This is a genomic window from Blautia sp. KLE_1732_HM_1032 (genome assembly GCF_025147905.1).
Classification (GTDB): Bacteria; Bacillota; Clostridia; order Lachnospirales; family Lachnospiraceae; genus Blautia_A; species Blautia_A fusiformis.
Window position 1 is genome coordinate 490,024 of sequence record NZ_CP102266.1, and the last position, 25,691, is coordinate 515,714.

General features: G+C 43.2%; 22 protein-coding genes. 20 read left to right on the plus strand and 2 right to left on the minus strand.

The window, feature by feature from the left end; all coding sequences use genetic code 11:
• The first annotated feature begins 36 nt into the window (after positions 1-36).
• From NQ489_RS02475 to NQ489_RS02550, 16 genes are all read left to right on the plus strand, one after another.
• Entirely contained in the window at positions 37-873 is an 837-nt protein-coding gene (locus NQ489_RS02475; protein ID WP_025577460.1) for a hypothetical protein, read from the plus strand.
• A 56-nt stretch (positions 874-929) separates the two neighbouring features.
• Positions 930-1,538, plus strand: coding sequence for an MT-A70 family methyltransferase (locus NQ489_RS02480; RefSeq protein ID WP_021652487.1), 609 nt, complete (start codon positions 930-932; stop codon positions 1,536-1,538).
• Complete coding sequence (locus NQ489_RS02485; protein ID WP_021651665.1) at positions 1,539-2,039, plus strand: PrgI family protein; 501 nt, start codon at positions 1,539-1,541, stop codon at positions 2,037-2,039.
• A 130-nt stretch (positions 2,040-2,169) separates the two neighbouring features.
• Positions 2,170-4,536 carry a VirB4-like conjugal transfer ATPase, CD1110 family gene (locus NQ489_RS02490; protein ID WP_195956097.1) on the plus strand — a complete coding sequence of 789 codons (2,367 nt, stop codon included), beginning with the start codon at positions 2,170-2,172 and terminating at the stop codon, positions 4,534-4,536.
• A 173-nt stretch (positions 4,537-4,709) separates the two neighbouring features.
• A complete protein-coding gene (locus NQ489_RS02495; RefSeq protein WP_255610470.1) occupies positions 4,710-4,832 on the plus strand; it encodes a hypothetical protein in 123 nt (40 codons plus the stop codon).
• Entirely contained in the window at positions 4,816-5,337 is a 522-nt protein-coding gene (locus NQ489_RS02500) for a JAB domain-containing protein (protein WP_227945576.1), read from the plus strand. Before NQ489_RS02495 ends, NQ489_RS02500 begins: the two co-directional genes overlap by 17 nt.
• Before the next feature lie 134 nt (positions 5,338-5,471).
• Positions 5,472-6,068: a DarT ssDNA thymidine ADP-ribosyltransferase family protein gene (locus tag NQ489_RS02505; RefSeq protein WP_021650169.1), complete on the plus strand. Its 597-nt coding sequence runs from the start codon at positions 5,472-5,474 to the stop codon at positions 6,066-6,068.
• 18 nt (positions 6,069-6,086) lie between these two features.
• Complete coding sequence (gene darG, locus NQ489_RS02510; RefSeq protein WP_044960428.1) at positions 6,087-7,124, plus strand: type II toxin-antitoxin system antitoxin DNA ADP-ribosyl glycohydrolase DarG; 1,038 nt, start codon at positions 6,087-6,089, stop codon at positions 7,122-7,124.
• Between the two features lie 94 nt (positions 7,125-7,218).
• Positions 7,219-8,559 carry an LPD25 domain-containing protein gene (locus NQ489_RS02515; RefSeq protein WP_092073500.1) on the plus strand — a complete coding sequence of 447 codons (1,341 nt, stop codon included), beginning with the start codon at positions 7,219-7,221 and terminating at the stop codon, positions 8,557-8,559.
• A 313-nt stretch (positions 8,560-8,872) separates the two neighbouring features.
• Positions 8,873-9,334: a hypothetical protein gene (locus NQ489_RS02520; protein ID WP_021652268.1), complete on the plus strand. Its 462-nt coding sequence runs from the start codon at positions 8,873-8,875 to the stop codon at positions 9,332-9,334.
• Entirely contained in the window at positions 9,324-11,420 is a 2,097-nt protein-coding gene (locus NQ489_RS02525) for a C40 family peptidase (RefSeq protein ID WP_227198749.1), read from the plus strand. Before NQ489_RS02520 ends, NQ489_RS02525 begins: the two co-directional genes overlap by 11 nt.
• Positions 11,421-11,432: 12 nt before the next feature.
• Positions 11,433-11,639 (plus strand): DpnD/PcfM family protein, encoded by a 207-nt coding sequence (locus NQ489_RS02530; RefSeq protein WP_021651176.1) that lies wholly within the window; start codon positions 11,433-11,435, stop codon positions 11,637-11,639.
• Positions 11,636-17,686, plus strand: coding sequence for an N-6 DNA methylase (locus NQ489_RS02535; RefSeq protein ID WP_259852637.1), 6,051 nt, complete (start codon positions 11,636-11,638; stop codon positions 17,684-17,686). The genes NQ489_RS02530 and NQ489_RS02535 overlap by 4 nt, the downstream gene beginning before the upstream one ends.
• A complete protein-coding gene (locus NQ489_RS02540; protein ID WP_001140406.1) occupies positions 17,667-18,041 on the plus strand; it encodes a TnpV protein in 375 nt (124 codons plus the stop codon). Before NQ489_RS02535 ends, NQ489_RS02540 begins: the two co-directional genes overlap by 20 nt.
• Positions 18,042-18,407: 366 nt before the next feature.
• Positions 18,408-20,327 carry a tetracycline resistance ribosomal protection protein Tet(O) gene (tet(O), locus tag NQ489_RS02545; protein ID WP_000691759.1) on the plus strand — a complete coding sequence of 640 codons (1,920 nt, stop codon included), beginning with the start codon at positions 18,408-18,410 and terminating at the stop codon, positions 20,325-20,327.
• Between the two features lie 54 nt (positions 20,328-20,381).
• On the plus strand, positions 20,382-20,552 hold the full coding sequence (locus NQ489_RS02550; protein ID WP_223213393.1) for a cysteine-rich KTR domain-containing protein: 171 nt from the start codon (positions 20,382-20,384) through the stop codon (positions 20,550-20,552).
• A 175-nt stretch (positions 20,553-20,727) separates the two neighbouring features.
• On the opposite strand, the gene NQ489_RS02555 is transcribed toward NQ489_RS02550, so the two are convergent.
• Positions 20,728-21,621 (minus strand): IS3 family transposase, encoded by an 894-nt coding sequence (locus NQ489_RS02555; RefSeq protein WP_226851847.1) that lies wholly within the window; start codon positions 21,619-21,621, stop codon positions 20,728-20,730.
• Positions 21,621-22,307 carry a helix-turn-helix domain-containing protein gene (locus tag NQ489_RS02560; RefSeq protein ID WP_021651303.1) on the minus strand — a complete coding sequence of 229 codons (687 nt, stop codon included), beginning with the start codon at positions 22,305-22,307 and terminating at the stop codon, positions 21,621-21,623. Before NQ489_RS02560 ends, NQ489_RS02555 begins: the two co-directional genes overlap by 1 nt.
• A gap of 453 nt (positions 22,308-22,760) precedes the next feature.
• Between NQ489_RS02560 and NQ489_RS02565 the strand changes: the two genes are divergently transcribed.
• The 4 genes from NQ489_RS02565 (at position 22,761) to NQ489_RS02580 (ending at position 25,532) form a co-directional block, all read left to right on the plus strand.
• Entirely contained in the window at positions 22,761-23,270 is a 510-nt protein-coding gene (locus NQ489_RS02565) for a sigma-70 family RNA polymerase sigma factor (RefSeq protein WP_000872511.1), read from the plus strand.
• Positions 23,271-23,364: 94 nt separating this feature from the next.
• Positions 23,365-23,790: a sigma-70 family RNA polymerase sigma factor gene (locus tag NQ489_RS02570; protein ID WP_000323896.1), complete on the plus strand. Its 426-nt coding sequence runs from the start codon at positions 23,365-23,367 to the stop codon at positions 23,788-23,790.
• A gap of 83 nt (positions 23,791-23,873) precedes the next feature.
• Entirely contained in the window at positions 23,874-24,347 is a 474-nt protein-coding gene (locus NQ489_RS02575; protein WP_000323521.1) for a sigma factor-like helix-turn-helix DNA-binding protein, read from the plus strand.
• 153 nt (positions 24,348-24,500) lie between these two features.
• Positions 24,501-25,532, plus strand: a complete 1,032-nt coding sequence (locus tag NQ489_RS02580) for an AAA family ATPase (protein ID WP_001170965.1) — start codon at positions 24,501-24,503, stop codon at positions 25,530-25,532.
• Positions 25,533-25,691 lie beyond the last annotated feature (159 nt).

Genomic DNA, 25,691 nt, shown 5'->3' on the forward strand with positions numbered 1-25,691 from the left:
TTTTTGAGATAAGCAGATAAGAAGAGAGGTGAAGTGATGTTTAATTTAGGAGAGGCGATCCTTGCACTTTTGGAAATCGTGTTTGGATTTTGGAATAACCAGGTCAGCCTCGTATTTGAACTTTTAGGACAGTCCCCTACCGGATTCAAAGGAGGCGGGCCCTGGGGGATCATTGAAGGGATTGAACCCCTTTTTGTTGGGATAGGCTCTGCCCTGGTAGTCCTTTTTTTCGTCATAGGGTTTTGTGCAGAGTCGGTAGATATCCGGGAAGAAATCCGGTTTGAAGCAATTCTCCGTATGTTTATCCGGGTTGCCATTGCACAGTGGCTGGTATCTTATAACATTACCATTATGAAAGCCCTGTTTACTTCCTGTGGAAACCTGGTGGGGCATTTGGGGCAAAACCAGAGTGTGGAGTTATCCATTGACCCGGCGCAGGCAGAAGTGATTAAAGATTTGGGATTTGGAACCAGTATCGTATTTTTGATACTTGCTGTTTTCCTGTCTTTAATCGTTATTATCTGTGGTTTCTTCCTGCTGTACAATGTTTATTTCCGCTTTTTGAAAATCATGGTAATTGTACCTTTTGGGGCGATTGCCAGCAGTACCCTGGCTGGAAACCGGGGGCTTAGCAATACCTTTGTAGCCTATATGAAATATTTTATCAGTGTTGTTTTTGAGGCAGTCACGATGGCACTGGCAATCCTTTTGTGTAACCAGTTTATTTCTTCCGGTCTTCCGACCTTTACCGGAGATTATGAGGACTGGGCCAAAACCCTGATTTATTTGGGGGAAATGACCTTTACGGTTGCGCTGACGGTAGGCACTGTAAAAGGGGCGCAGAACCTGACTTCCAGGGCACTGGGATTGTAGTGTAAGGCAAAAAATAGCTTCTGTTTGGAAGATAGAAGCTCATAAAAAGGAGGATTATGAAAAAATATCAGGTTATCTATGCAGATCCCCCCTGGGCATACCGGGTGTGGAGTAAAAAGGGCAGTGGGCGTTCCGCAGAAAGCCATTATCCAACCATGAGCATGGAAGAAATAGAAAAGTTGCCGGTAGGGAAACTGGCAGATGAAAATTGTGCATTATTTCTTTGGATTACATTTCCACTTTTGAAAGAAATATGGAGAGTTGTAAAAGCGTGGGGATTTACCTATAAAACGGTAGCATTTGTTTGGATTAAGCAGAATAAGAAAGCGGATTCTTTATTTTGGGGCATGGGATACTGGACAAGAGCAAATGCTGAAATCTGTATTCTTGCAACAAAAGGAAGCCCAAAGCGTTATTCCAGGCGTGTGCATCAAGTCCTTATCACACATATCGAAGAACATAGTAAAAAGCCAGAGGAGGCAAGAAACAGAATTGAACAGTTAATGGGAGATGTCCCACGAGTTGAGCTATTTGCGCGTAGAGAAGCACCTGGCTGGGACGTATGGGGGAATGAAGTCGTGTGTTCGCCGGGAACAGAAGTTTTGCAGCATGAAACGGCTTCTATCTGCAAAGGACAGGAGCCGGTAAGAAGGGAGGACATGTAAATGGAGATTGAATTAAGTGAGGACCTACAGCATTATAAAGAATCCCTGGTTCTAGGACTTACAGCAAAACAGTTTTTGTTTTCGGCATTGGCATTGGGCGTAGGAACTGGGATTGTCCTGCTTTTGTATGAAAAAATCGGGATTACTTTGAGCTGTTATGTGGCAACCCCTTTTGTTGTACCTCTGGCACTGACTGGGTTTTATAACTATCATGGGCTGACATTCTGGCAGTTTGCAGGGAAGATGATTTATTTTTCCTTTTTTAACCGCCCTTTGGTGTATGGCTCTACGGAATCGGTGCAGGAACTGAAACAGATTTATATGGAAACCCGTCAGGAAGAAGAACGGGAAGTACAGCAAAGGAAAAAGGAACAGAAAAAAGAGAAGAAAGGTGGTGATGTCAACGTGGTGAAAAAGAAGGCAATCCGTATGGGGATCGTAACGGTAGTGATGATTGTACTTGGTACGGCAGCAGCGGTGTGGTATAAGATGTACCGTTGACCAGAATATGCAATCAAGGCGTGAAATAGCGCCTGCTCTCCATTTCAGGAGAGGGATACACAGACATGTAGCGGCAGATGGAAGCTGCTGTGTTTGTGGTCCCATCTGCCTGAAAGGAGGAAATTAGAGATTGTCAATTTTTTCAGATAAGTTTGACCAGTTAAAAAAAGCAGATAAAGCAGTAAAATCCCCGAAATATCTTCAGGAAGTCATGGGGATTGGGAGAATTGCAGAAAATGGCATTTTTGAAGTAGGGAAGGGGATATATTCCAAGACATATCGTTTTTTGGATATTAACTATGTAACCGCAGGTGCAGAAGAACAGATGCGGATTTTAAAGCAGTATTGTAAGACGGTAAATGCCATTGATGTATATTTTCTTATTACCATTTTTAATCGGAATAAAAATATGCAGGATTTCCGGGAGCATGTACTTTTCCAGGAAAAAGGAGATGGTTTTAACTGGCTGCGTGGAAGTTATAACCAGATTATTGAAAAGCGCATTGTAGATGGAAGGCAGGGGATTGAGCAGGAAAAACTGCTGACTGTATGTGTAGAACGGAAATCCTACGAACAGGCAAAAGCATTTTTTGCCACTTTTGAAGCTACCTTAAAACAGAACTTTGGAGAACTTGGTTCCTGCATTGAAGAATTAAATGCAGAAGAGCGGCTGCGGGTGCTTTTCAATTTTTACCGTATAGGGGAAGAAGAACAATTCTCCTTTGATTTCAGACAGGCGTTAAAAAAGGGCGGTGATCCTAAAAATGATATTTCACCAGGGTATATGCAGTTTTACCCAGGTTATTTTGAAACGGAACGGAAAAAATGCAGGGCATTATTCATTAAAAAATATCCGTCTTCTTTATCGGATACCTTTTTAAATGAGATTACCAGTCTTCCGGTTCATAGCATCACTACAATCTGCATTGTACCAGTACCAAAAGAACTGGCAAATAAGGTTCTTCAGAAGAAATATCTGGGCATTGAAAATGATATTTTAAAGCAGCAGAGAGTCCGTAATAAAAATAACGACTTTTCCAGTGACATTTCTCATATCAAGAAAGTCCAGAAGGAGAAGATTGTAAATCTTATGGACGACGTGCGGGAAAATGACCAGAACCTGTTTTATACAGGGGTTAATTTCCTGATCATGGCAGAGGACAAGAAGGAGCTAGACAGTGTAACCGAAACCATTAAAAATATCGGCAATGGACGCATGTGCCAGATTGAAACCCACTATTATCAGCAGAGGGAAGCTATGAATACCATACTTCCAGTGGGAAACCGGCAGATCAGCACAATGCGGACCATGCTCACAAGGGATATTGCAGCCCTTCTTCCCTTTAATGTACAGGAATTAAACGAAAAGTCCGGCGTCTGCTATGGCATTAACCAGGTTTCTCATAACCTTTGCATTGGAAACCGGAAAAAACTGGCAAATGGAAATGGAATGGTATTCGGTGTCCCCGGCTCCGGAAAATCCTATTTCAGTAAGTCGGAAATGCTGCAGGTGTTCTTAGGAACAGATGATGATATTATCTGTATCGATCCGACACTGGAATATTTTGATATTGCAGAAGCCCTGGGAAACCAGGCGGCAATCATTAACCTGTCTACCTATACAAAGAATTACATCAATCCTTTGGAGATGGATGTCTGGGCGCTGGATTTAAACGATTCCCAGGGATATATCCGAGATAAAGGAGAATTTATGCTGGGGCTGTGTGAACAATGTTACGGGGATAATCTAAACAGCCGCCATAAATCCATTATAGACCGTTGTGTACGAAAGCTGTATATCGACATTGCAAAGGCAAGGGAAAAGCATATCCCTACCATGTCAGAATTTTATGAGTTATTGTTGGAGCAGCCAGAAGAAGAGGCAAAGGACATTGCTTTATCGTTGGAGCTGTTTGTAAATGGCTCTTTAAATATTTTCAATAACCATACCAATGTGAATGTACAGGCAAGGTTCATTGTCTATGGTACCAGGGACCTGGGGAAAGAGCTGGGAGCCATTTCCACTCTGGTCATGCTGGAAAATATCAGTGCCAGGATTGCAGAAAACGCAAAGAAAGGAAGGGCAACCTGGCTTTATATAGATGAGTTCCATACGGTTCTTGACCGGGAGTATAGTGCGAAATTTTTGTTCAGCCTCTGGAAAAAAGTGAGGAAGCAAGGGGGACTATGCACAGGAATCACCCAAAATTTGGTTGATATGCTGCAGAACTATACAGCCATGACCATGCTGGGGAACAGTGAGTTTATTGCCCTGTTAAAGCAGTCCAATGTAGACAGTCAGGAATTATCCACTGCAGCAGGAATTCCAGAAGCACAATTAAAATATGTAGATAATTCTCCTTCCGGTACGGGGATCATTAAGTATGGAAATACCTGTATTCCATTTGATAACCGTATGGAAAAAGAAGCCAATCCGCTGTATGCGCTTTTCAATACCAACCTTCACGAAAAGGCGTTGCAGACAAAGCAGGAGTAATGTAATCTGAAAGGAACTTTTTCTTTTATCTGTAAAGGAAAAGGTATGACAGACGAGAAAAAATTAGGCAACAGCAAAAATTATAAGTCGGTAAAGTAGAAAAAGGATAGGACAAAAAGAGTGCAGTTCTTTTATCAGGCACTCTTTTTGTATATCATGGGAAAGGTGGCAGAATGGCTGAAACATATCAAATAGAAATGAATTTAGAACAGTTGGAAAGACTTTTAAAAAATCTGCCGGAGGGAATTATGCTGGAGATTTGTTTTGGAAAGGAAGAACATGGAGAAGACACATAAAATAGATGTGGTAAGTATACGCCTGGTGGAAGAACCTCCTCTATACAGTAGTAAAGAATTAAAAAATCCCTGTGATGTGGCAGAACTCTTTCAGGATTTTTTAAAAGATTGTGACCGGGAAATGTTCTGTATTTTAAACCTTCGGACAAAAAACCAGGTTATTAATGTCAACGTGGTAGGTATGGGAACGTTAAATAGTGTACTGGTTCACCCAAGAGAAGTATTCAAATCTGCGATTTTATCCAATGCCAGCAGTATCATTTTGGCACATAACCACCCTTCCGGTGATCCAGAACCAAGCAGGCATGATATAGAAGTGACAAAGCGATTGGCAGAAGCCGGCAATCTTATGGGGATTGAGGTGTTGGATCATATCGTGGTGGCTGAGAACCGGTATTTTAGTTTCAGGGAAGAAAACATACTACCAGAATACTTTCAAATGGAAGAAGTAGCAGCAGAGCAATCTCTTCCTTATGCAAAAAGTGAGAAAGAGAAGGCACGTTAATGGGATTGACGTATCAATACTGGAACCATATAATGGGTACAAAGGAAAATTTGTTTATGGAAACAAACACATTGACGGAACATACAAAAGCTCTGTGATTAAAGTTTAAAGTGTGTTATACTAGGAGGAGAACAATGGGATTAAAAGATGCGAAAGAAGGGAAACTTCTATATCATTTAACAGAGTTAAAAAACCTGGAATCGATCATTGACTTTGGACTTGTGCCAAGAAAGATTTTAAGGGAGAATACAGTAACGTTTGGAGATGTTGCAGATCCGGAAATTATACGTAAGAGAGAAGTTTTAGGACTGGACGGATATATTCCATTTCATTTTCACCCATATTCAGCTTTTGATGTGGCTGTGAAAAAAACGCATGTGGGCGAAGAAATGATTTATATTTGTATTACCAGAATTTTGGCAAGACGCAATAATTTCCGCATTTTACCTAAGCACCCATTGGCATTGGAAGAGTGTCAGCTATACAATTATGACGAAGGCTTTGAAATGATTGACTGGGATATCCTTACCAGAGTAGGGCAGAATGACGAGGACGCCAGACAGATAAAGATGGCGGAATGCCTGAGTCCATTGGTCATTCCAGTTGATGCTTTCCAGTGTATCTATGTTTCATCGAAAGAAACTGAAAACAAAGTAGCAGATATGCTCAAACAGAAAGGTGTTATCTTTCCACCGCCATTTATTACGGTGATGCCCCAATGGTTTGAGTAACGAGAGGAGGTGGTTGTGTTGATTAAATACACAACTGGAGATATGTTTCAGTCTGGTGCAGAGTGTTTAGTTAATACAGTCAACTGTGAGGGCTACATGGGAAAGGGAGTTGCGTATCAGTTCAAGCTGAAATTTCCAGAAAATAATAAATCCTATATAAAAGCCTGCAAAGATAAAACACTGCATGTTGGAACAATCCATACATTTGTAGAGAATGGTATTACGATTGTAAACTTTCCAACGAAAGATAAATGGCGTGAAAATTCTAAAATAAGTTATATAGAAACAGCGTTAGACGTTTTGGTAGAACGACTTCCGGGATTGCATGTGAAATCAGTAGCCATTCCACCACTGGGGTGTGGAAATGGTGGTTTGGATTGGCAGACAGTAAAAGAACTGATACAAAAGAAATTAGAACCAATCGCTGATAATTTTACATTTTTGATTTATGAGCCACAGAGAAATTATGTACAGAAGGCAGCGGTTGCGCCTAAACTTACAGCAGCCAGTTTAGTTCTGATGAAAATAAAAATGGGGCTGAACCGTTGTACAAAACTTCGTCTGCAAAAAGCCGCATATTTTATGAATTTGTATCTGGAAGAACCATATTTTTCGTTTCAGAAGTATAAATATGGTCCCTATGCTCACTCCATTGATATAGTTAGTAGAAATATCGGAGAGTATCAGAGTTTTTATGGCTTAAAAGATACTGAATCAACGTATCAGTTAGCTTACCAGGTAATCTGTAGTGAAAAAACAACAAAGTTATTAAACCGTCTTATGCCTGCAATCGAAAAAGCGGTTGCTTATGTGAATGAGATAGAAAGTGATCATGAATTGGAAGGACTTGCAACGGTAACTTATTTAGTCCAGACTTTTTCAAGGATTGATGCCAGCCAGATTGTATCTGAATTTAAACAGTGGTCAGAGGATAAGGCAGCCCGCTTTTCAGAAGATGAAATAAAGAAATATATGGAATGCTTAGAGCAGACCGGTGTGATAGAACGGGATATTACAGGAAGCTATTGCATTTCAGAGTATCTTTCTTACAGATAAAGAACAGTAGAAAAGAAAATAAGAAGTAACACAAAGAGCATTATCGCTAAAAACGGTAGTGCTTTTTTTGTGCGTGAAAAGGAGGTATTGCTACGTGGAAAAAGGTGAGATGGGCGAGAATGCCACCGGACGTTTGGCAACGTATTATGTGGCAGAATGTATGGAATTTAACCGTTATGGAGAATACAGGGAGGATATTCAAAGTGCAGAAGAAGCAGTAAAGTATTATCAGAGTATTCCTTCTGAAAGGCTGAATGCAGGAAAAGGGATTGGGCTTCATGTGGAGGAGGAAGATGGTATTCCATTGGACTTTCCACTGGTTTCCGGCGGCAAGTTAGATGTGGATTTTTTAGGGGAAGTCTATGGTTTCAAGGAATACCCTGAGCTTTTAAGGGCTGCCAGGGAACTGAGTGCTTATCTTCCAGAAACAAAAGTCGTGGATACCAAAGGGATTTTAACAAAAAAGAGCATGGACGCTGCTGATTTTGCAGATGAAATGATAAAACTGGAAAAAAATCTTGATCCTGATTTTTACCATACCTTTTATCCGAAAGAAGCAGAACATAAGGAAGCTATTATATGGAAAGCCTTATGTCAAGACGGAAAAGAGGAATACATCAGGTGGCTGGGAAGCAAGATATTTGAGCAAAAACCAGAGCTGAAAGAACAGGCAGACAAGCTAAAGACAACACTGGAGCAGGTAAAACTTATTCCGCCTGTGGATTTGAAACCCTTTGTGTATGTGCGGATCAGTGAACACCCGGACATTCCATTGGAAGAAGCCATGCCATTAAATCAAGCGGTAGAATTGTTCGGAAAGCTGGATCGGCAGTCAGTGGAAGAGAAAGACATGGCAGGTTATTACAAAACACATTTTGAAATCTGTTTTCTCTCAGAGGGGGAAGTCATGTCTTATACCGGGCGCCAGGATTTTGGTGACGGGGAAGGAAATTTGCTGGATCATGTAAAAGCATTTGCAGATTATTATCTCCATACAGAAGAAGGGCAGCAGCTTATGAAACAGACCGCCAGGACAACAGAAGAATGGGAACATGAACAACAGCAAATGAAATGGGTACTGGAGGAGATGCTTCCTTCCCTTCAGTATTTCTGCAACCTGGAAAAACTGGAAACAGCGGTTCTGGAAGAACAGGAAATAGAAAAGAAAGTCCCTTTGCTGACGCAGGGGGACGCATCACGAAAGGCATATCAGGAAGCCATACTTGCTTATGTCCGGGAAAGCAGGATTGCACTAAATACAGGGAAGGAGCTGCCTTGTATGCCGGATATCCGGGATTTTGCAACTGCCTGTCCGGACAAATCATACAGGGAACAGGTTATGGAGGAAATACGACAGGAAGCAGAGTCATACGGTATGACCGTAGAAGCGTATGCCGCAAATGGATATGAGCCGCCAAAAAGAGGCGGCAGATAACATTAGGAAAGGAGGCGGAGTTTTGGCCATGTAAAAGATATCTTCCCTCCTGAAACAGAATTGGATTTAGAAAAAACAGCGATAGAACGTATCCGCACTGCCAGCCAGATGTCCTTGCAGCACTATGGGCTTCCTTTGGTCGTGACGGATAGTGGAGGAAAAGACAGTGCAGTATGCAGGGAACTGGTGCGGCGGTCCGGTGTGCCATTTTCATGAAGATACCAATGAGATTTATTATGATTATTTGTAGTGGAAGGGAGGAGGAATTATCGCAAAATATCAATTATCTTTTGGGCTGCAGTATGAAGCCTGGATGCTGGAAATCCGTATTCCGGATTGGCTGGAGTTTTCTTCTAAGGGGCAGGCACTAAAATATGGTGAGCAGGCTGAGGTTTCCGTTTTCTTAAAAGCGGAAGCTATTTTTTTGCTCTTTGATGGCAGTAAAGAGAAGATTTTACCGCAGCAGACGGATCTTTACCAGTTTTCCTACCTGAAAGAAAAGACTTATGACAGACTGGGACCGCCACTTTCCCCGGAAGACATTGACCATTTGGTAGAAGTGGGGGAATTGGAGCAGGTATTGTTCAGTGAAAAATATATCCTGACAGAAGATGATTACCAGGAATTTTCCGGAAACCTTATGGAAGCCTTTCAGGAATTGGAAAAGGAGTACGGACCACCACCCAGAGAAAAGGAACAGGGGTATCTGTTTCAGGCACTCTGGTATCAGGCAGAAGAATTAAACCCCGGAGAGGGGGACTGCTTTGGAGATTAAGGTAAAAAAAGAAAAAGAGCCGGAGCTGAAATTAAAAAAAGAAGCCCAGGTGACGGTGCATAAGAAAAATCCTATTTTATCTGCAAAGGAAAAGAAAGCTGCTTTTACTTCTAAGCCGGTGGCTGATCTTTTAGGGCAGAGAAAGAAAAAAGAAGGGGCAGAAAAAGGGAAACAGCCGGGGCAGGGCAGAGAAGCGCTGTTTGAAAAACAAAAGGAAAAGAAAAAGCAGGCCGGGAAAGAGGCAGCAATCCGGGGAACTGCAGAAGATAGAAAACAAAATGGAAAGACCAAAAGTACCGTATCTGTACCGGGAACCTTACAGCCGGATCAGATGAAACAGGGGGCAGCACCAAACAGCCAGCCCTCTGCTGGTTTCCGGGCAAAGGAACAGTACCGGAGGGAACAGGCTGCAAAGCTGGCGGAAACAAAAAAATCTTCCCTGGCGAAGCAGACTGCCATAAAGGGTGTACGCCGGGGAGAGGCTGCTATACTGACCCAGTTAGAGGGTGGGGAAGAAGTCAATGATTCCCTTTATGTCATGGGGACAGCAGCAAAACCGGCAGAAAAGCTGTGGAAGGACCGGAACTATAGAAAGGCAGAGCAGGAATTAAAGGTAAAACAGGCTGATGGGAAGATTACCAATAAGCAGTTTTACAAAGAAACAAAAGCAGTGAAAAAGAAACAGATGGAGAAACAGAAAAAGCAGGCAGTCCGGCAGAGGAAAATCCAGTATATGATCAATAAGCTCACCGGAAATGGACAGCAGGACAGTTTGGCACAGGTGGCAAAAGATATTGTAAAGATGAAAGCCTCTGTATTTATGCTGAAGGTGGTCCAGTTTGCCGGGGCGCTTTTAGCTCCGCTGTTCAGTATTCTGCTTGTGGTGGCAATCCCTGTGGTGATTATCTTTTTCCTTTTATACTGTTCGCCACTTGGTGCGTTCATGCCCAATCCGTCTGAGGAGAACCCTACCGTCCGGGAAGTTTTAAGCGGTTACTACATGGACTTTAATACAAAACTTGGACAAAATGGGGAAGATGGGGCAGTTACCTATCTCCATGAGAAAAACGGAAATTATGTGAGTAATTATTATGATACTTTAATGGTTTATATGGTGAAGTATGGAACCGGGGATATAGGTGTGGATATGGATCAGCGGCATAAGGACAAGCTGAAGGAAATCTTTGATGAAATGAACAGTTTTGAAAACACGACCATAACCACCACCATAAAGGCAGGGGAAAGTCTGGGAAATGTTGTAACCAGCGGCTATTGCCAGTGCAGTATCTGTTGTGGGCAGTGGGCAGGAGGACCGACAGCCTCCGGTGTCATGCCAAAACCGGACCATACCCTTGCAGTAGATGCACAAAATCCCTTTGTCCCTATGGGAACCAGGATCATTATGAACGGGATTGAATATACCGTAGAAGATACCGGGGCATTTGACCGGTATGGAGTACAATTTGATGTTTTCTGTGCGGACCATGCAACTGCGTCTGCCTGGGGACATCAGACTTTTGAAGCGTTTCTGGCAGATGGGGACGAAAATGAGATTACGGTAACAAAGAAGGGCTGCTATGTTAAGAACCTGAATTATGAGGACTATATTGCACTTGGAAAGCTGACAGAAAAAGAAGAAGAACTGTTAAGGGAAGTCATGAGTGAGGAATTTAGAAATGAGATCCCTTCCTTTGGTGTAGGAAGTGACGTTGCAAATCTGGCACTGACGAAGGTAGGCTGCAAATACAGCCAGGAACACCGGTATGAGGAAGGATATTATGATTGCAGTTCCCTGGTACAGCGGCTGTATCAGGAGGTAGGCATTTCCCTTCCGGCGATTGCCTCTACTCAGGGAGAATTTATGGTAACACATGGGCTGGAAGTTACAGAAGGCGAACTGGAGCCGGGAGATCTGATTTTTTATTCTTATGAGCAGAATGGGCAGTTCCGCAATATTTCCCATGTGGCAATTTATGTTGGTAATGGCAGAATGGTACATGCAGCCAACAGCAGACGTGGGGTAGTGAATGACCCGTTCAATCCGTCGAACATTGGGCTGTATGGAAGACCCAGCCGCTTGCAGTAAGAAAGGAGAAGCATGGACGAAAAAGAATATGAAGTGACCATAAGAGAAGTCCTGGAGAAAAAAGTAAGATACCGGGGCAGGAATGAACTGGAGGCAACTGCAAAAGCAGAAGCAGATTACTATGCAGAAAAAATCGTGCTGGGGGCAGATGATTTTTCCTATCGTGATATTTCTGCAAAAGAACTGGTACCTGTAAAAGAAAGAAGGAACAGCAGATGAAGCATATCACAAAAGTACGGGAACTGTATGAGGAAACCATACACTGGATTTCAGAGTCGGAGGATTCCTGGAAAAATTTCCTTTCCTGCATGGGGCGTCTGTATCAGTTGGACTTCTTAAATACCTGTATGGTATATGCCCAGCGCCCAGATGCTTCCGTTCTTGCAGGATATGATGCCTGGCTGGAAATGGATTTGCCGGTTGCCAGAGGAAGTAAAGGAATTGCAGTATTTCCTTCCAAAATTTTCGGGGAAGGAGTTACCCATGTTTATGATATTCAAGATGTAAAGGGACAGGGAATCCGGCCCTGGAACTGGCAGGTGAATGGGACAAACCGCAGGCTGCTGGCAAGGGAGCTGTTCCCGGAAATCTACGAACAGGAAAAAAAGTTTAAAAATTCTTTAGACGCCTTTACAAGAACAAATGTTTGGTTTATGATAGAAGAGGAAGATGAAATTTTAAAATCCTTGCAGAAGCTGGCTGTCCTTACCGGAGAGGGACAGGAGGTAAAAGAAAACCAGATTACAGAGTTTCTTGTAAATAGTGTCTGTTATGCGGTGGAAAGCCGCTGCGGTATCCGAGATGACACCCTGGATTTTTCTTTTATCTGCGGTTTTTCAGAGAATGAGGAGGTTCTGTACCGGACAGGGCGGTTGGTATCCCATTTATCTGGGCGGATTGTGTTACAGATTGCAAGGACCATGAAGAACATAGACCTTGAAAGGAGGCAGTATTATGGAAGGGATCGCAGGAATCCAGTACAGGGAAATGAATGGCATACAGATACCAGTCTTAGAGGGCGTGATGAGCGAGGAGAAGATGCTGGCGTCCCTGAACCGTTACGGCAGGATCGCAGCACAGGAAATGAAGAGAACGGACCAGGCACAATACGAAATGATGCTCCTGTCCGGGAAACTGATGGAGAAACTTATGAAAATCCAGACAGAAGCGGAGGAATACCACGAGAAACTGGCAGAAAGTCTTTTGAAGACCTGGACCAGAGAGGACAGGATAGACCCTTACAACACGTTGGAAATGACCAACCTTCGGATACAGGCGGATATGGAAGCGCAGAAACAGGTTATGGAGGAGATCATTCACCCCAGGATCGGATAAAACAGGAAAAAACAGAAAAGGATACAGGGAAAGGAACTGCTTCGGCGATTCCTTTTCTGTCTGGGGAGATAGAACCTGCACAGCCGGAAAACTGGCAGAAAGAGAAAATCCTTCTGGAAATGACAGAGCAGGAGATACCATATAAAATTTATGAGTTTTACCGGAACAATCCAGAGGAAACAGAACGGGAAGCCTATCTTTATGAATTGTATGGAGATGTAAAAAGAGAAGCCCATATAAAAGACGGTATCCTGATTGCAGAAAGCGGTTCCAGCGGTTTGTATATCCTTTGGAGTGAGGGAACTTCCATGAAGGAGGCGTTCTGGTACTGGGACGAGGTTTCTTTGGAAATTGGAAAACGGATTGAAAAAGGAACCTATCTTCCTCTGTTATCCGTATCGGAGGAAGCCTTAGAAAACGGGGAAGATATAGAGGAAGAAACCTTACAGCCAAAGAAGGCGCAGGAAGTGATTGAGGAAAAGGAACCAATCCCATTAGAAGAGATTGGCATAGCCTTTTATAAACAGAATATCCAGGCGGATATTTTAAAGAAAATGCTCTGTCTGGTCTATACGACCAATCAGCTACCGGAAGAAAAAGACCATTTTTTGAAGACGCTTTTGCTTCGGGAAGCACCGGAAGGCCAGCCTTATTATCTGGTGCGGACAGAACATGGAAATTATGAGCTTTGTATTCAGGAAAATGGGATTAAGATCACCCTGCCGGAAAGCCAGGATTTTCTGCAGGAACTTTCCTGGGATCAGTTTGGCGGGCTTACTGCACATCTGGTAGAGGAAGACCAGATTGCCTATACCGAAGATGCAGAAACCTTAGAGCAGCAGGAAAATATGTACCGTCTGCTCCCCTGGTTTCCGGCATTATGGGAAGAATATAGTGAAATTCTTAAAAAGGAAGAGCTTTGGCAGGAAGGAAGAACCTCTGTCCAGACAGAAGATAAGGTAGAAGCCGGAGATTATTATTACCCAGAAGGGTGGCTGCAGTTTACCGGTGGGGATAAAAGCCGGTATCAGAAAAATATCCGGGCAATCCGTATCTTAAAAACACTGGAGCAGGAAGAGAGAAACGCCACAAAAGAAGAACAGGAAATTCTTGCGGGGTATGTAGGGTGGGGCGGGCTGCCAAATGCTTTTAACAGTAAACGCCCGGAGTGGAAAAAAGAATATCAGGAATTGAAGGAACTGTTGACCGCAGAAGAATACGCCCAGGCAAGGGCCAGTGTCAACAGTTCTTTTTATACGCCGCCGGAAGTCGTGCGGGGTGTTTATAAAGCCTTGGAGCAGTTTGGATTCCAGAAGGGAAAAATTCTGGAACCGGCTATGGGGATTGGAAACTTTTTTCATGGTCTTCCGGAAAATATGCAAAAATCCCAGCTTTATGGTGTGGAGATTGATGCCATAAGCGGAAGGATTGCACAAAAGCTCCACCCTTCAGCCAGTATCCAGATCAAAGGATTTGAAAAAACGGAATTTGAGGATAACAGCTTTGATGTAATTGTGGGAAACGTGCCTTTTGGGGATTTCCGCTTGTACGATCCCCGATATAAAAAGATGAAGCTGAAAGTCCATGATTATTTTATCCGGAAAAGCATGGACCTCCTTCGGCCAGGAGGCATTTTGGCAGTGGTAACTTCAAAAGGAACGTTGGATAAAAATGACAGCGCTGTGAGAAAAAATCTGGCAGAACAGGCAGACCTTTTAGGGGCAGTCCGGCTTCCGGCAGATTCTTTTGGAAAGAGCGCCAATACCGCAGTTACCAGTGACCTTTTGTTTTTTCAGAAAAAAGCAGAGCCTTCGATTGGGGAGCCGATCTGGACTTATACAGGGCTTACGGAAGACATGGTGCCGGTGAATGAGTATTATCTGGAACACCCGGAAATGATGCTTGGGAAAATGGTCTGGTTTGAACAGTTTTTCGGGAAAGATTCCAAATATACAGCCCTGGTCAATGAAGCGGAAGACTTTGACCTGGAAAAAGGAATTTTGGACGCAGTTGGAGAGCTTCCGAAAAACTGTTATGAAGAAAGCATAGCAGAAAAAAAGAAGGAAGAGCAGGACGTCTTAGCTGCTTCTCCAGAGATACCTAATTATACGTTTACGGTGATACAGGACGAAGTATATTACCGGGAAGGGGAGTCTTTATACCGGAGCCAGGCAAAGGAAAGTGTGAAGCGCCGGATACGTGCCATGCATAAAATCCGCCTTCTGGTGCGTGAAATTTTACAAATACAGCAGGAAAATTGTTCTGACCAGGAATTGAAAAAGGCACAGGAACAGTTAAACCGTTTGTATGATGCCTTTGTAAAAACGCATGGATATTTCTGTGACCGGACAAATAAAATGGCGTTCCGGCAGGATAATGATTATCCCCTGCTTTCTTCCCTGGAAGTAGTTGATGAGGACAAAAATGTAACCAAAGCCGACATTTTTTATAAAAGGACCATACGCCCCAGAGATGTGATAGACAAAGTGGAAAATGCCCAGGAAGCGCTGCATATCAGTCTGTCAGAATATAACCGGGTGGATATTCCCTATATGCTTTCCCTTTATCCGGGAAACAGGAAAGAAATGTTCCAGGAATTAAAAGGGTTAATCTACCAGAACCCGGTACTGGCAAAGGAAGAAGATCCAAATGCAGGGTGGGAAACCGCAGATGAGTATTTAAGCGGCAATGTGCGTCAGAAGCTCCGTACTGCCAGGATCTATGCGCAGAACAATCCCCTGTTTGTAGACAATGTGGAAGCACTGGAAAAGGTACAGCCAAAAGACCTGACAGCGCCTGAGATCAGTGTAAAATTGGGAACAACCTGGATTGAAAATGAGGATTACGAACAGTTTATCTATGAGCTTTTGGAAATCCCGGAGAACAACCAGAGAAACTATTGCGCTCATAGTGGCCATGCCCTCAAGATTGAGCGCTTAGATGCAGATATGTCTTACCATATTGACAGGGGAAACTTTTTTGGAGGAACCATTCGTACCAGACAAACCTATGGCACAAGATTTATGGATGCGATCAGCATTATAGAGGAACTGTTAAACAGCCGGATTGTGACTATCAGGGACCGGGTGCAGGAAGGGGAAAAAGTACGTTATGTGATCAATCGGAAGGAAACCATGCTTGCCAGGGATAAGGCGGAGCAGATAAAAGAAGCCTTCCGGGACTGGATTTTTAAGGAGCCGGAGCGCAGAAAAAAATATGTGGATTTTTATAATGAAACCTTTAACTGCGACAGACAACGAAGCTATGATGGCTCTTATTTAAAACTGCCGGGACTGAACCCTCTGTTAAAGCTGCGTCCTTATCAGAAAAATGCTGTGGCAAGGGCATTGCTGTGTGGAGGAAATACCTTACTTGCTCATACGGTAGGCGCTGGTAAATCTCTGGAAATGATCTGTATCTGTATGGAGATGAGGAGGCTGGGGCTGGCAACGAAACCCCTTCTTACGGTTCCCAACCACCTGACCTTCCAGATGGGGGCAGAATTTTTGCGGGCTTATCCAGATGCGAAAATCCTGATTACCAGAAAAGAAGATTTTCAGAAGGAAAACCGCAGACGCATGATTGCCAGAATGGCAACAGGGGATTATGACTGTATTATTATCGGTCATACTCAGTTCCAGAGAATTGCCATTTCCCCTGACCGGCAAAGAGCCATGATAGAAGAACAGGCAGAGCAACTGGTAGAAGCCATTAACCAGGCAAGGGAAGAAGAGGGAAAGAACTGGTCCATAAAGCAGATGGAAAGCAGAAAGAAAAAACTGCTAGAGAAAATTGAAGAACTGAACAATGAAGAAATCAAAGATGATGTGATGTACTTTGAAGAAACAGGCGTAGATGCCTTATTTGTAGACGAAGCGCACCTGTTCAAAAATTTGGAAGTTTTTACAAAAATGAACAATGTTGCGGGCCTGGGTTCCAGCGGTTCCCAGAGGGCTATGGATATGCGTATGAAGATACAGTATATCAACGAAAAAAATCAGGGAAGGGGCGTCATTATGGCAACGGGAACCCCTCTGTCGAATTCTATGGTGGAACTTTATGTGATGCAGTTATATCTGCAGGAAAGGCGGCTTCACGAAAAGGGGATTTACCATTTTGATGCATGGGCTTCTGTGTTTGGGGAAGTTACCAGCTCTTTGGAACTGGCACCGGAAGGTACTGATTACCGGATGCGGACCAGGTTTAATAAGTTTATCAATCTGCCGGAACTGATACACCTGTTTAAAGAAGTAGCAGACATTATTCTGCCTGATATGCTAGATATTAAGCGGCCAGAATTAAAGGACGGAAAATATAAGGTTGTAGTATCGGAAGCCTCTGATTATGTCAAAGAACGTATGCAGGAAATGGTGGAAAGGGCAGAAGCAATCCATAGAGGTGTGGTAGATCCAAAGGACGACAATATGCTCCGGATTACCGGGGAAGCAAGACTTTTGGGTACAGATCCCCGGCTTTTGGACAGTTATGCTCCGGTAGATTCGGATTCCAAACTGAATAAAGCAGTAGAAAACATTTACCAGGAATATGTACAGTCCCAGGAACAGAAAGGAACCCAGATTGTTTTTTCGGATATTGGGACACCCGGACCGGGAAAAGCGTTTACTGTCTATGATTATTTAAAACAGGAACTGATTACCAGAGGTGTTCCAGAGGAAGAAATCTGCTTTATCCATGATGCAAAAACAGATGAACAGAGGGACCGTATGTTTTCCGATGTCAGAGCCGGAAGGAAACGGATTATTATAGGAAGTACCGAAAAACTGGGAGTAGGAACCAATATCCAGACCAGAATGGTGGCGGCACATCATATCGACTGCCCCTGGAAACCCTCTGATGTAGGACGGATTTTGCGGACATTCAAAATAAAAAAGAATGTGGAGGTAACAGACAATGGCAAAGACAATTTTTGAGGAAATGGGCGGCAAATACGAAAGGCAAGGCGATTATTTAATACCGTGCTTAACTGTACCCGCCGAAGAAGAACAGCCGATAGGCATCTGGGGACAGCGGCATTTGGATTATCTGAAGCATCACTGCAAAGTTACATACACCAATCTTCTTACAAGCGGCAGACTTAACGCTTACCTTGCCGACATTGACAGACAGGCACAGGAACGCTTTGAAAGGCTCATAGAGGGTATGAAACAGGCACAGGGCATAACGGAACAGCTAAAGGCAGAAAACGCCTTAGAATGGACAGGATGCCTCAATAACATAAGGGCTTGTGCGAGGGAGATTGTGGAAAAGGAAATTATTTTTGCATAAACAGATGATTAGTGGCAGGGGGAAATCCTGCCGCTTTTTCTGCTTTAGTTTGTCAGCTTGACAAATAAAGGGTTAAGGAATATAATTAGATTCAGTATTATACAAGGAGTTAATAAATATGCGGCAAGGTATTCTTAAATAAACTGTCAATTTGATAGTGGGAACAAAAAGTAGCAGTCCCGTTTCACTTTTAATATGGGGCTTAGTTTTTTGTACCCAGTTTAAGAATACTTTTATCATGTAATTTTATATGCCCGAAAACATATAAGTGTTTTGGGGCTATTGGAGTTATTTACCCAGTGATAGGAGTATTTATCACTGGGTATTTTTATGCCCTTTTTTGGGTGTTGATAGGAGGAAAATCACATGAAAATAATTAACTTAGGCATTCTGGCTCACGTTGACGCAGGAAAGACAACATTAACGGAGAGTTTATTGTATACCAGTGGTGCAATTGCAGAACCAGGGAGCGTAGATAAAGGCACAACAAGGACAGATACAATGAATTTGGAGCGTCAAAGGGGAATCACTATCCAGACAGCAGTGACATCTTTTCAGTGGGAGGATGTAAAAGTCAACATTATAGATACGCCAGGCCATATGGATTTTTTGGCGGAAGTATACCGTTCTTTATCCGTATTAGACGGAGCAGTATTATTAGTTTCTGCAAAGGATGGCATACAGGCACAGACCCGTATACTGTTTCATGCACTACAGACAATGAAGATTCCGACAATTTTTTTCATCAATAAAATTGACCAAGAGGGGATTGATTTGCCAATGGTATATCAAGAAATGAAAGCAAAGCTTTCTTCGGAAATTATAGTGAAGCAAAAGGTTGGGCAGCATCCCCATATAAATGTAACGGACAATGACGATATGGAACAGTGGGATGCGGTAATTATGGGAAACGATGAACTATTAGAGAAATATATGTCAGGGAAACCGTTTAAAATGTCAGAACTGGAACAGGAAGAAAACAGGAGATTCCAAAACGGAACGTTATTTCCCGTTTATCACGGAAGTGCTAAAAACAATCTGGGGATTCGGCAGCTTATAGAAGTGATTGCCAGTAAGTTTTATTCATCAACGCCTGAAGGTCAATCTGAACTATGCGGGCAGGTTTTTAAGATTGAATATTCAGAGAAAAGGCGGCGTTTTGTTTATGTGCGTATATATAGCGGAACATTGCATTTGAGGGATGTTATTAAAATATCTGAAAAAGAGAAAATAAAAATCACAGAGATGTGTGTTCCGACAAACGGTGAATTATATTCATCCGATACAGCCTGCTCTGGTGATATTGTAATTTTACCAAATGATGTTTTGCAGCTAAACAGTATTTTGGGGAACGAAATGCTGTTGCCGCAGAGAAAATTTATTGAAAATCCTCTCCCTATGCTCCAAACAACGATTGCAGTAAAGAAATCTGAACAGCGGGAAATATTGCTTGGGGCACTTACAGAAATTTCAGATGGCGACCCTCTTTTAAAATATTATGTGGATACTACAACGCATGAGATTATACTTTCTTTTTTGGGGAATGTGCAGATGGAAGTCATTTGTGCCATCCTTGAGGAAAAATACCATGTGGAGGCAGAAATAAAAGAGCCTACTGTTATATATATGGAAAGACCGCTTAGAAAAGCAGAATATACCATCCACATAGAAGTCCCGCCAAATCCTTTCTGGGCTTCTGTCGGGTTGTCCATAGAGCCGCTCCCTATTGGAAGCGGAGTGCAGTATGAAAGCAGAGTTTCACTTGGATATTTAAACCAATCGTTCCAAAATGCGGTTATGGAGGGGGTTCTTTATGGCTGCGAGCAGGGGCTGTATGGATGGAAAGTGACAGACTGTAAAATCTGTTTTGAATATGGATTGTATTATAGTCCTGTAAGTACCCCCGCAGACTTTCGGCTGCTTTCCCCTATCGTATTGGAGCAGGCTTTAAAAAAAGCAGGGACAGAACTATTAGAGCCATATCTCCACTTTGAAATTTATGCACCGCAGGAATATCTCTCACGGGCGTATCATGATGCCCCAAGGTATTGTGCAGATATTGTAAGTACTCAGGTAAAGAATGACGAGGTCATTCTGAAAGGAGAAATCCCTGCCAGATGTATTCAAGAATACAGGAACGATTTAACTTATTTCACAAATGGGCAGGGAGTCTGCTTGACAGAGTTAAAAGGATACCAGCCAGCTATTGGTAAATTTATTTGCCAACCCCGCCGCCCGAATAGCCGTATAGATAAGGTTCGGCATATGTTCCACAAGTTAGCTTAACAGCTTGCAAAAGTCATATAAAATGAGATTTGAAAGGATTAGAGACTAATTATGATGAAATGCGAATGGATATTGTGTCCTGTTTGTGGGAGCAAAACCCGTAATAAAATTAGGAAGGACACTGTTTTGGAGAATTATCCCCTTTATTGTCCAAAATGCAGACAAGAAAGCTTGATTAAAGTTGACAACTTGAAGATAACTGTCATCAAAGAGCCAGACGCTTAAGACGCAGAGCCGATGAAATTGTGGAACAATTCACGAATCATCGGCTCTTTTTGTTTCGTATTTGAAAGAACAAACTCACCAAATAAAAAAAACGATATTGGTATGCTCCCCGTCAAGAGGACAATAAAAAATAATAAATTTTTGTATCGTCAGCCATGCTATGGCTGGCGATATTTTATGCTGCTTTTGTATATTGCTCATGATATTTCATTGGTGTCATTACATGCAGTTTCCTTTGAAGTCGTTGGTTGTTGTAGTAATCTATGTAATTAGCTATCGCAGTAATCAAAGAGCTTCTGTCATTAAAACGCTGTTTATAATACATTTCTCGTTTTAGAATTCCCCAAAACCCTTCCATTGGTCCATTGTCAATACAGTGGGCAACTCTAGACATACTCTGCTTCATATGATGTTTTTTTAATCTAGTATAAAACTGTGCGCTTGTATATTGAAAGCCTCGATCAGAATGAACTAATGGGTGTGCATCTGGCTCCTGACGAACAGCCTCATCAAACGTGTCCATAACTAATGGATTATCATTATGATCGCTGATTTTAAAGGAAACAATCCTTCTATCATATAAATCTAAAATAGCACTCAGATAAACTTTATGAACTTCTATTCCGTTGTAGTATTTAAATTCAGAAACATCTGTAAGCCACTTTTCATTCGGTTTTTCGGCGTGAAATTCACGGTGTAAATAGTTTTTTGCTATGTGATCAGGATTTCTGTCTCCTCTGGTACAACTCTTAGGTTTCCATTTAATATTTGATTTTATATCGTATTTCCTACAAATACGAAGTACTCGTTTATCATTCACATGAATTCCTTTATGTCCATCTAATTCATCACGAATCCTTCGGTATCCCATATCTGGATGCTGGTGATGAATCCTTTGGATTTCAGTGGATAGTCTTTCGTTTCGAAGTTCATTATTACTTTTCGGATATTTTCCCCAGCGGTAATACGCAGAACGTGTAACATTAAGATATTTACAAAGTCTATCTATGGGATAATGCTTAGTAGACGATAGTTTTTGGATGGCTTCATATTCGGCTAACCGATGGATTAAAGATAGCGACCCCTCCTTTCCAGTTCTCTGACTTTTTTTAACAGATCATTCTCCATTTGTAAGTCTAGATTTCTTCTTTCCAGTTCAGCTATCTTGTCACGTAGCTCTTCTTCAGGTGTTCTGCTTGGAAGAGAAGCTATACGACGTCCACGTCTGTCTTCCAGACCCGCTTGACCCATCTTTTCGTATCGTATTACCCAATTGCGAACTTGTTGATAGGAACAATCATATTTGAGTGCCATTGCACCATAATTCTTATCATTTGCAAGACAATCTGTTACTATTTTTAATCTCTCATCAAGTGTAGTGTTCTTTGCCTTTTTCATGTAAGCACCTCCAGTGGATGTTTTTAATATTCCACCAGAATTATACACCTTAATCCAATCGGAAAGCTGTCTGTGTGAACGAATTCCGTATTTTGTGCAAATATCCTGAAGAGATCCTTCTCCGTTAAGATAATCATTTATAGCAGATATTTTTAAATCTTTTGAATAAGATTTGTTTTTCGGTTGATTGAGTAATCCAGTTGGTCCATCATACTGATAAATAGAAATCCAATTTCGAATACTATGACGGTCAACTCCCAATTCTTTTCCTGCTTGCTGTATGCCAATTTCTCCTGCAAGGTAGCGTTCGACTATTTTTACTTTTTCTACTGGTTCTATCTTACTCTTTCTGAACATGAAAATACCCCCATATAGGACTTTTATATTTCATTGTCCTATATGAGGGTAGCATACCATATTCGGGTGGGTTATTTTGTTATACCCTAAATTACCCTCTGAATTTGTTTTTAAATTTGGAGGGATTTTTTTATGTTCTTTTTTCGGGCGGTTATTCATCTGCTCATACGAAGTAAAATTTATCAATACATAGCATATCAGAGAATGGCAGGAAACCAGTTAAAAAAATTTCTGCCAGTGCAGCGGTACTTCTCACCTTGAAAGTGGAAGTACAATCTCCATACAACAGAATTTGTATTTCCCATAACCGTGAAGGTCACAGAGCCTTTGCGGTTTTTCTTTTGTCGTTTTTTGTTGGAAAGTGCCGCAGGGCTGTTTCTGGTGTGCGTTGCCGCTCCCCGCCTCTCCATCTGGATTTTTACATTTCAAAAATTCAGATTGGAGGTATTAGCGGTGAAATACGCACCAAGAAAAGTATATATCAAAGAAAGCGGCGGCTATGTGGAACTGTCCTATACGGATTTCTGCCGCCGCAGGCAAGCCGACAAGGGATATATGGACAAGCTGTTTATCCCCGTCCAAGGTTGTCTGCTTGAAGTCGTAAGGGAGCAATATGCGGACTTCTACCGTGACAGGGAGCGGTGGCGTTACCTGCAAAAATTAGATGCGAGGAACAGCCTGCTATCTCTGGACGGATTTACGGACAGCGAGGGGAATCCTCTGGACTTTATCGCTGATGAAGCGGCGGACATTGCGGAAACCGTTGTCAATGCTGTTATGGTGGACAGGCTGAAAGCCGCCCTGCCTTTGTTGTCGGATAGTGAGCAGGAGTTGATACAGGCAATCTTTTTTGACGGACTTTCCGAGCGTGAAGTCGGGGCGAGGTTAGGCATAACCCAGAGCGTTGTGAACAAACGCAAAGCCAGAATCCTAAGAAAACTAAGAAAGATAATAGAAAATTAAAATTTAAGGCGTTCAGCCCCCTTGTTTTTTCCTTTGGGAAAATGAGGGGGCTTTTCTCTGCCCTCTCAATCAATTCTGATTGGAGGAAGAAAGAATGGCATACAACCACGGACGGGAGGACAGGAAATGGCGTATCTGGAAAGAAGCGGAGGAAAAGCTGCTGCGTGAGTGCGGCGTTGATGAAGTGACCATTGAGCAGATACGCATAGCGGACAGGGCAGACTTCAATTCCAACAGGCGGTTTTACCGATGGACGAATGACGTTGCGGAATACCTTGAGGACATGGCAGACAGGGAGCGGCAAGCGGAGGTGAATACAGTTGCGGAGTTACTGGACGAGATTGAGAGCGAAAATCTCTATCAAGTATTAGTCACGGTGGACGGGCGTACCTTGAAAATCGTCCTGCTGAAAATGCAGGGGTATTCCACAAAGGAGATTGCCCCACTTGTGCATTTGACGACTGGTGCCATCTATGCGAGGTTAGACCATCTGCGGAAGAAGCTTCGGAAAATTTTGTAAGCGTCTAATACATCCCATTATTCTGCGGGCTACTGGGTGGGGAGTGGAATCTCCCCGCTTATTTTTGGCAGGAGGAAAACGGGATGGCATATAAAGCTAAGGCGTACACGCTTCGGGAGGAATCCACGGAAAGCGGTATAAGGTATTTTATCAGTTTTAAGGACGGGCAGGGGGAACACCACGAACTGGAAGTATCCGAGCAGTTATTCTTTGAATTTCGGCAGATGGAACGCAGGAACAGGAATCTTCTCCAATGGGACGAGCGGCACAGGGAGTTTTCGGAAGTATGGGACGAAACGCTGAACAGGCGGGCGTTAAAGCTGCCTAAGAGCATTGAGGAACAAATGATTGAAGCAGAACGGGCGGAACTGCTCTGTAAGGCGGTTGACAGACTGCCAGAGATACAAAGGCGACGTTTCCTGCTCTACTACGAGTATGAGTTCAATTTTTACCAAATCGCCGCTATGGAGCATTGCACCGCTTCTGCAATACAGAAATCCGTTGCTGTTGCAAAGAAGAAAGTAAAAGCGGAAATGAGGAAATATCTCCAACCATGACCGACACCGCCCGAAAAAGAAATCTGTTTTTTATTTGTGTGGGATTGGCGGTATTACATACTCTCACTTTTTTCGTGGGAGTAAATCTATTTTTAAGGAGGTCAACGCCTATGTGCAACAAAAACAAGATAACTGCCCGAAAGGAGGAAACCCATGCAGAAGTTACAGACAGTCAACGCCGAAACGCTCCTTTATGAGCCGCTTGAGAAGCCGTCCTTTGTGGTGGACAGCCTTATCCCCACAGGCTTGTCGCTGTTCTGCGGCTCACAGAAGATAGGCAAGAGCTGGCTCATGCTGAAGCTGTGCTTATGCGTGTCGCAGGGAATCCCCTTATGGGACATGACGACAATGGAGGGCGATGTGCTTTACCTCTGCCTTGAGGACACGTTCTGCCGCATACAGGACAGGCTGTTCCGTTTGACGGACGAAGCGAGCGGGCGGCTTCATTTTGCCGTGGCAAGCTGCAAGCTGTCAGACGGTCTTATCGTGCAGCTTGAGGATTATCTGAAAGACTATCCAGACAGCAGGCTCATTGTCATTGATACCTTGCAGAAAGTCCGTACAGCTTCAAAAGACAACGCCTATGCAAGCGACTATGGGGACATCTCCCTAATCAAAGATTTTGCCGACAGGCACTCTCTGGCGGTCATTGTCGTACACCACATCCGAAAGCAGAATGACAGCGATGTGTTCAACAAGGTGTCTGGGACGACAGGCTTAACGGGGAGTGCGGACGCTACCTTTGTTCTGGAAAAGGAGAAACGGGCATCTGACACCGCCAAGCTGTATGTAACGGGCAGGGACACGCCCTATCAGGAATACACGCTCCGTTTCCGTGATTGCAGTTGGGAACTTGTGGAGAGGAAAACGCAGGAGCAGCTTGCGAAAGAAACGATACCAGATGTCCTTTTTCGGTTGGTGGATTTTATGAGGGATAAGGAAGAATGGGCAGGCACGGCAACGGAGCTGTTAGCCGCTATGGGGGAAACGGAAACCATACCCACGGTGATTACGAAATGGCTGAATGAATATCACACCACATTTTTAAGCGAGAACCGTATCTGCTACCAGTACAGCCGCAGGAAAGACGGCAGGCAGATTGCCCTTGCAAGGAGGGCGGGTGACAGCGGTGACGGCGGTGACAGCGATATTGGGATACCCCCTGTTACTGTCATTGACGCTTAAAGCCATGTAAAGTTGGCGGCTCTGCCCTGCGGGTGACAGCGGTGACGGCAGTGACAGTGATTTTAGGATACCCTGCCGCTGTCATCCCTACGGGAGAACACCCCGCAAACGCAAAATGCAGGCGTGGGATTCACCCGCCCTTTTCGGGCGTGTAAAATC

What these genes read in the sequence shown, in the direction of transcription:
- NQ489_RS02475 (WP_025577460.1), top strand. Translation starts at nt 37, where the DNA reads ATGTTTAATTTAGGAGAGGCGATCCTTGCACTTTTGGAAATCGTGTTT.
- NQ489_RS02480 (WP_021652487.1), top strand. Translation starts at nt 930, where the DNA reads ATGAAAAAATATCAGGTTATCTATGCAGATCCCCCCTGGGCATACCGG.
- NQ489_RS02485 (WP_021651665.1), top strand. Translation starts at nt 1,539, where the DNA reads ATGGAGATTGAATTAAGTGAGGACCTACAGCATTATAAAGAATCCCTG.
- NQ489_RS02495 (WP_255610470.1), top strand. Translation starts at nt 4,710, where the DNA reads ATGGCTGAAACATATCAAATAGAAATGAATTTAGAACAGTTGGAAAGA.
- NQ489_RS02500 (WP_227945576.1), top strand. Translation starts at nt 4,816, where the DNA reads ATGGAGAAGACACATAAAATAGATGTGGTAAGTATACGCCTGGTGGAA.
- NQ489_RS02505 (WP_021650169.1), top strand. Translation starts at nt 5,472, where the DNA reads ATGGGATTAAAAGATGCGAAAGAAGGGAAACTTCTATATCATTTAACA.
- NQ489_RS02520 (WP_021652268.1), top strand. Translation starts at nt 8,873, where the DNA reads ATGCTGGAAATCCGTATTCCGGATTGGCTGGAGTTTTCTTCTAAGGGG.
- NQ489_RS02530 (WP_021651176.1), top strand. Translation starts at nt 11,433, where the DNA reads ATGGACGAAAAAGAATATGAAGTGACCATAAGAGAAGTCCTGGAGAAA.
- NQ489_RS02535 (WP_259852637.1), top strand. Translation starts at nt 11,636, where the DNA reads ATGAAGCATATCACAAAAGTACGGGAACTGTATGAGGAAACCATACAC.
- NQ489_RS02540 (WP_001140406.1), top strand. Translation starts at nt 17,667, where the DNA reads ATGGCAAAGACAATTTTTGAGGAAATGGGCGGCAAATACGAAAGGCAA.
- NQ489_RS02550 (WP_223213393.1), top strand. Translation starts at nt 20,382, where the DNA reads ATGAAATGCGAATGGATATTGTGTCCTGTTTGTGGGAGCAAAACCCGT.
- NQ489_RS02560 (WP_021651303.1), bottom strand. Translation starts at nt 22,307, where the DNA reads ATGTTCAGAAAGAGTAAGATAGAACCAGTAGAAAAAGTAAAAATAGTC.
- NQ489_RS02570 (WP_000323896.1), top strand. Translation starts at nt 23,365, where the DNA reads ATGGCATACAACCACGGACGGGAGGACAGGAAATGGCGTATCTGGAAA.
- NQ489_RS02575 (WP_000323521.1), top strand. Translation starts at nt 23,874, where the DNA reads ATGGCATATAAAGCTAAGGCGTACACGCTTCGGGAGGAATCCACGGAA.
- NQ489_RS02580 (WP_001170965.1), top strand. Translation starts at nt 24,501, where the DNA reads ATGCAGAAGTTACAGACAGTCAACGCCGAAACGCTCCTTTATGAGCCG.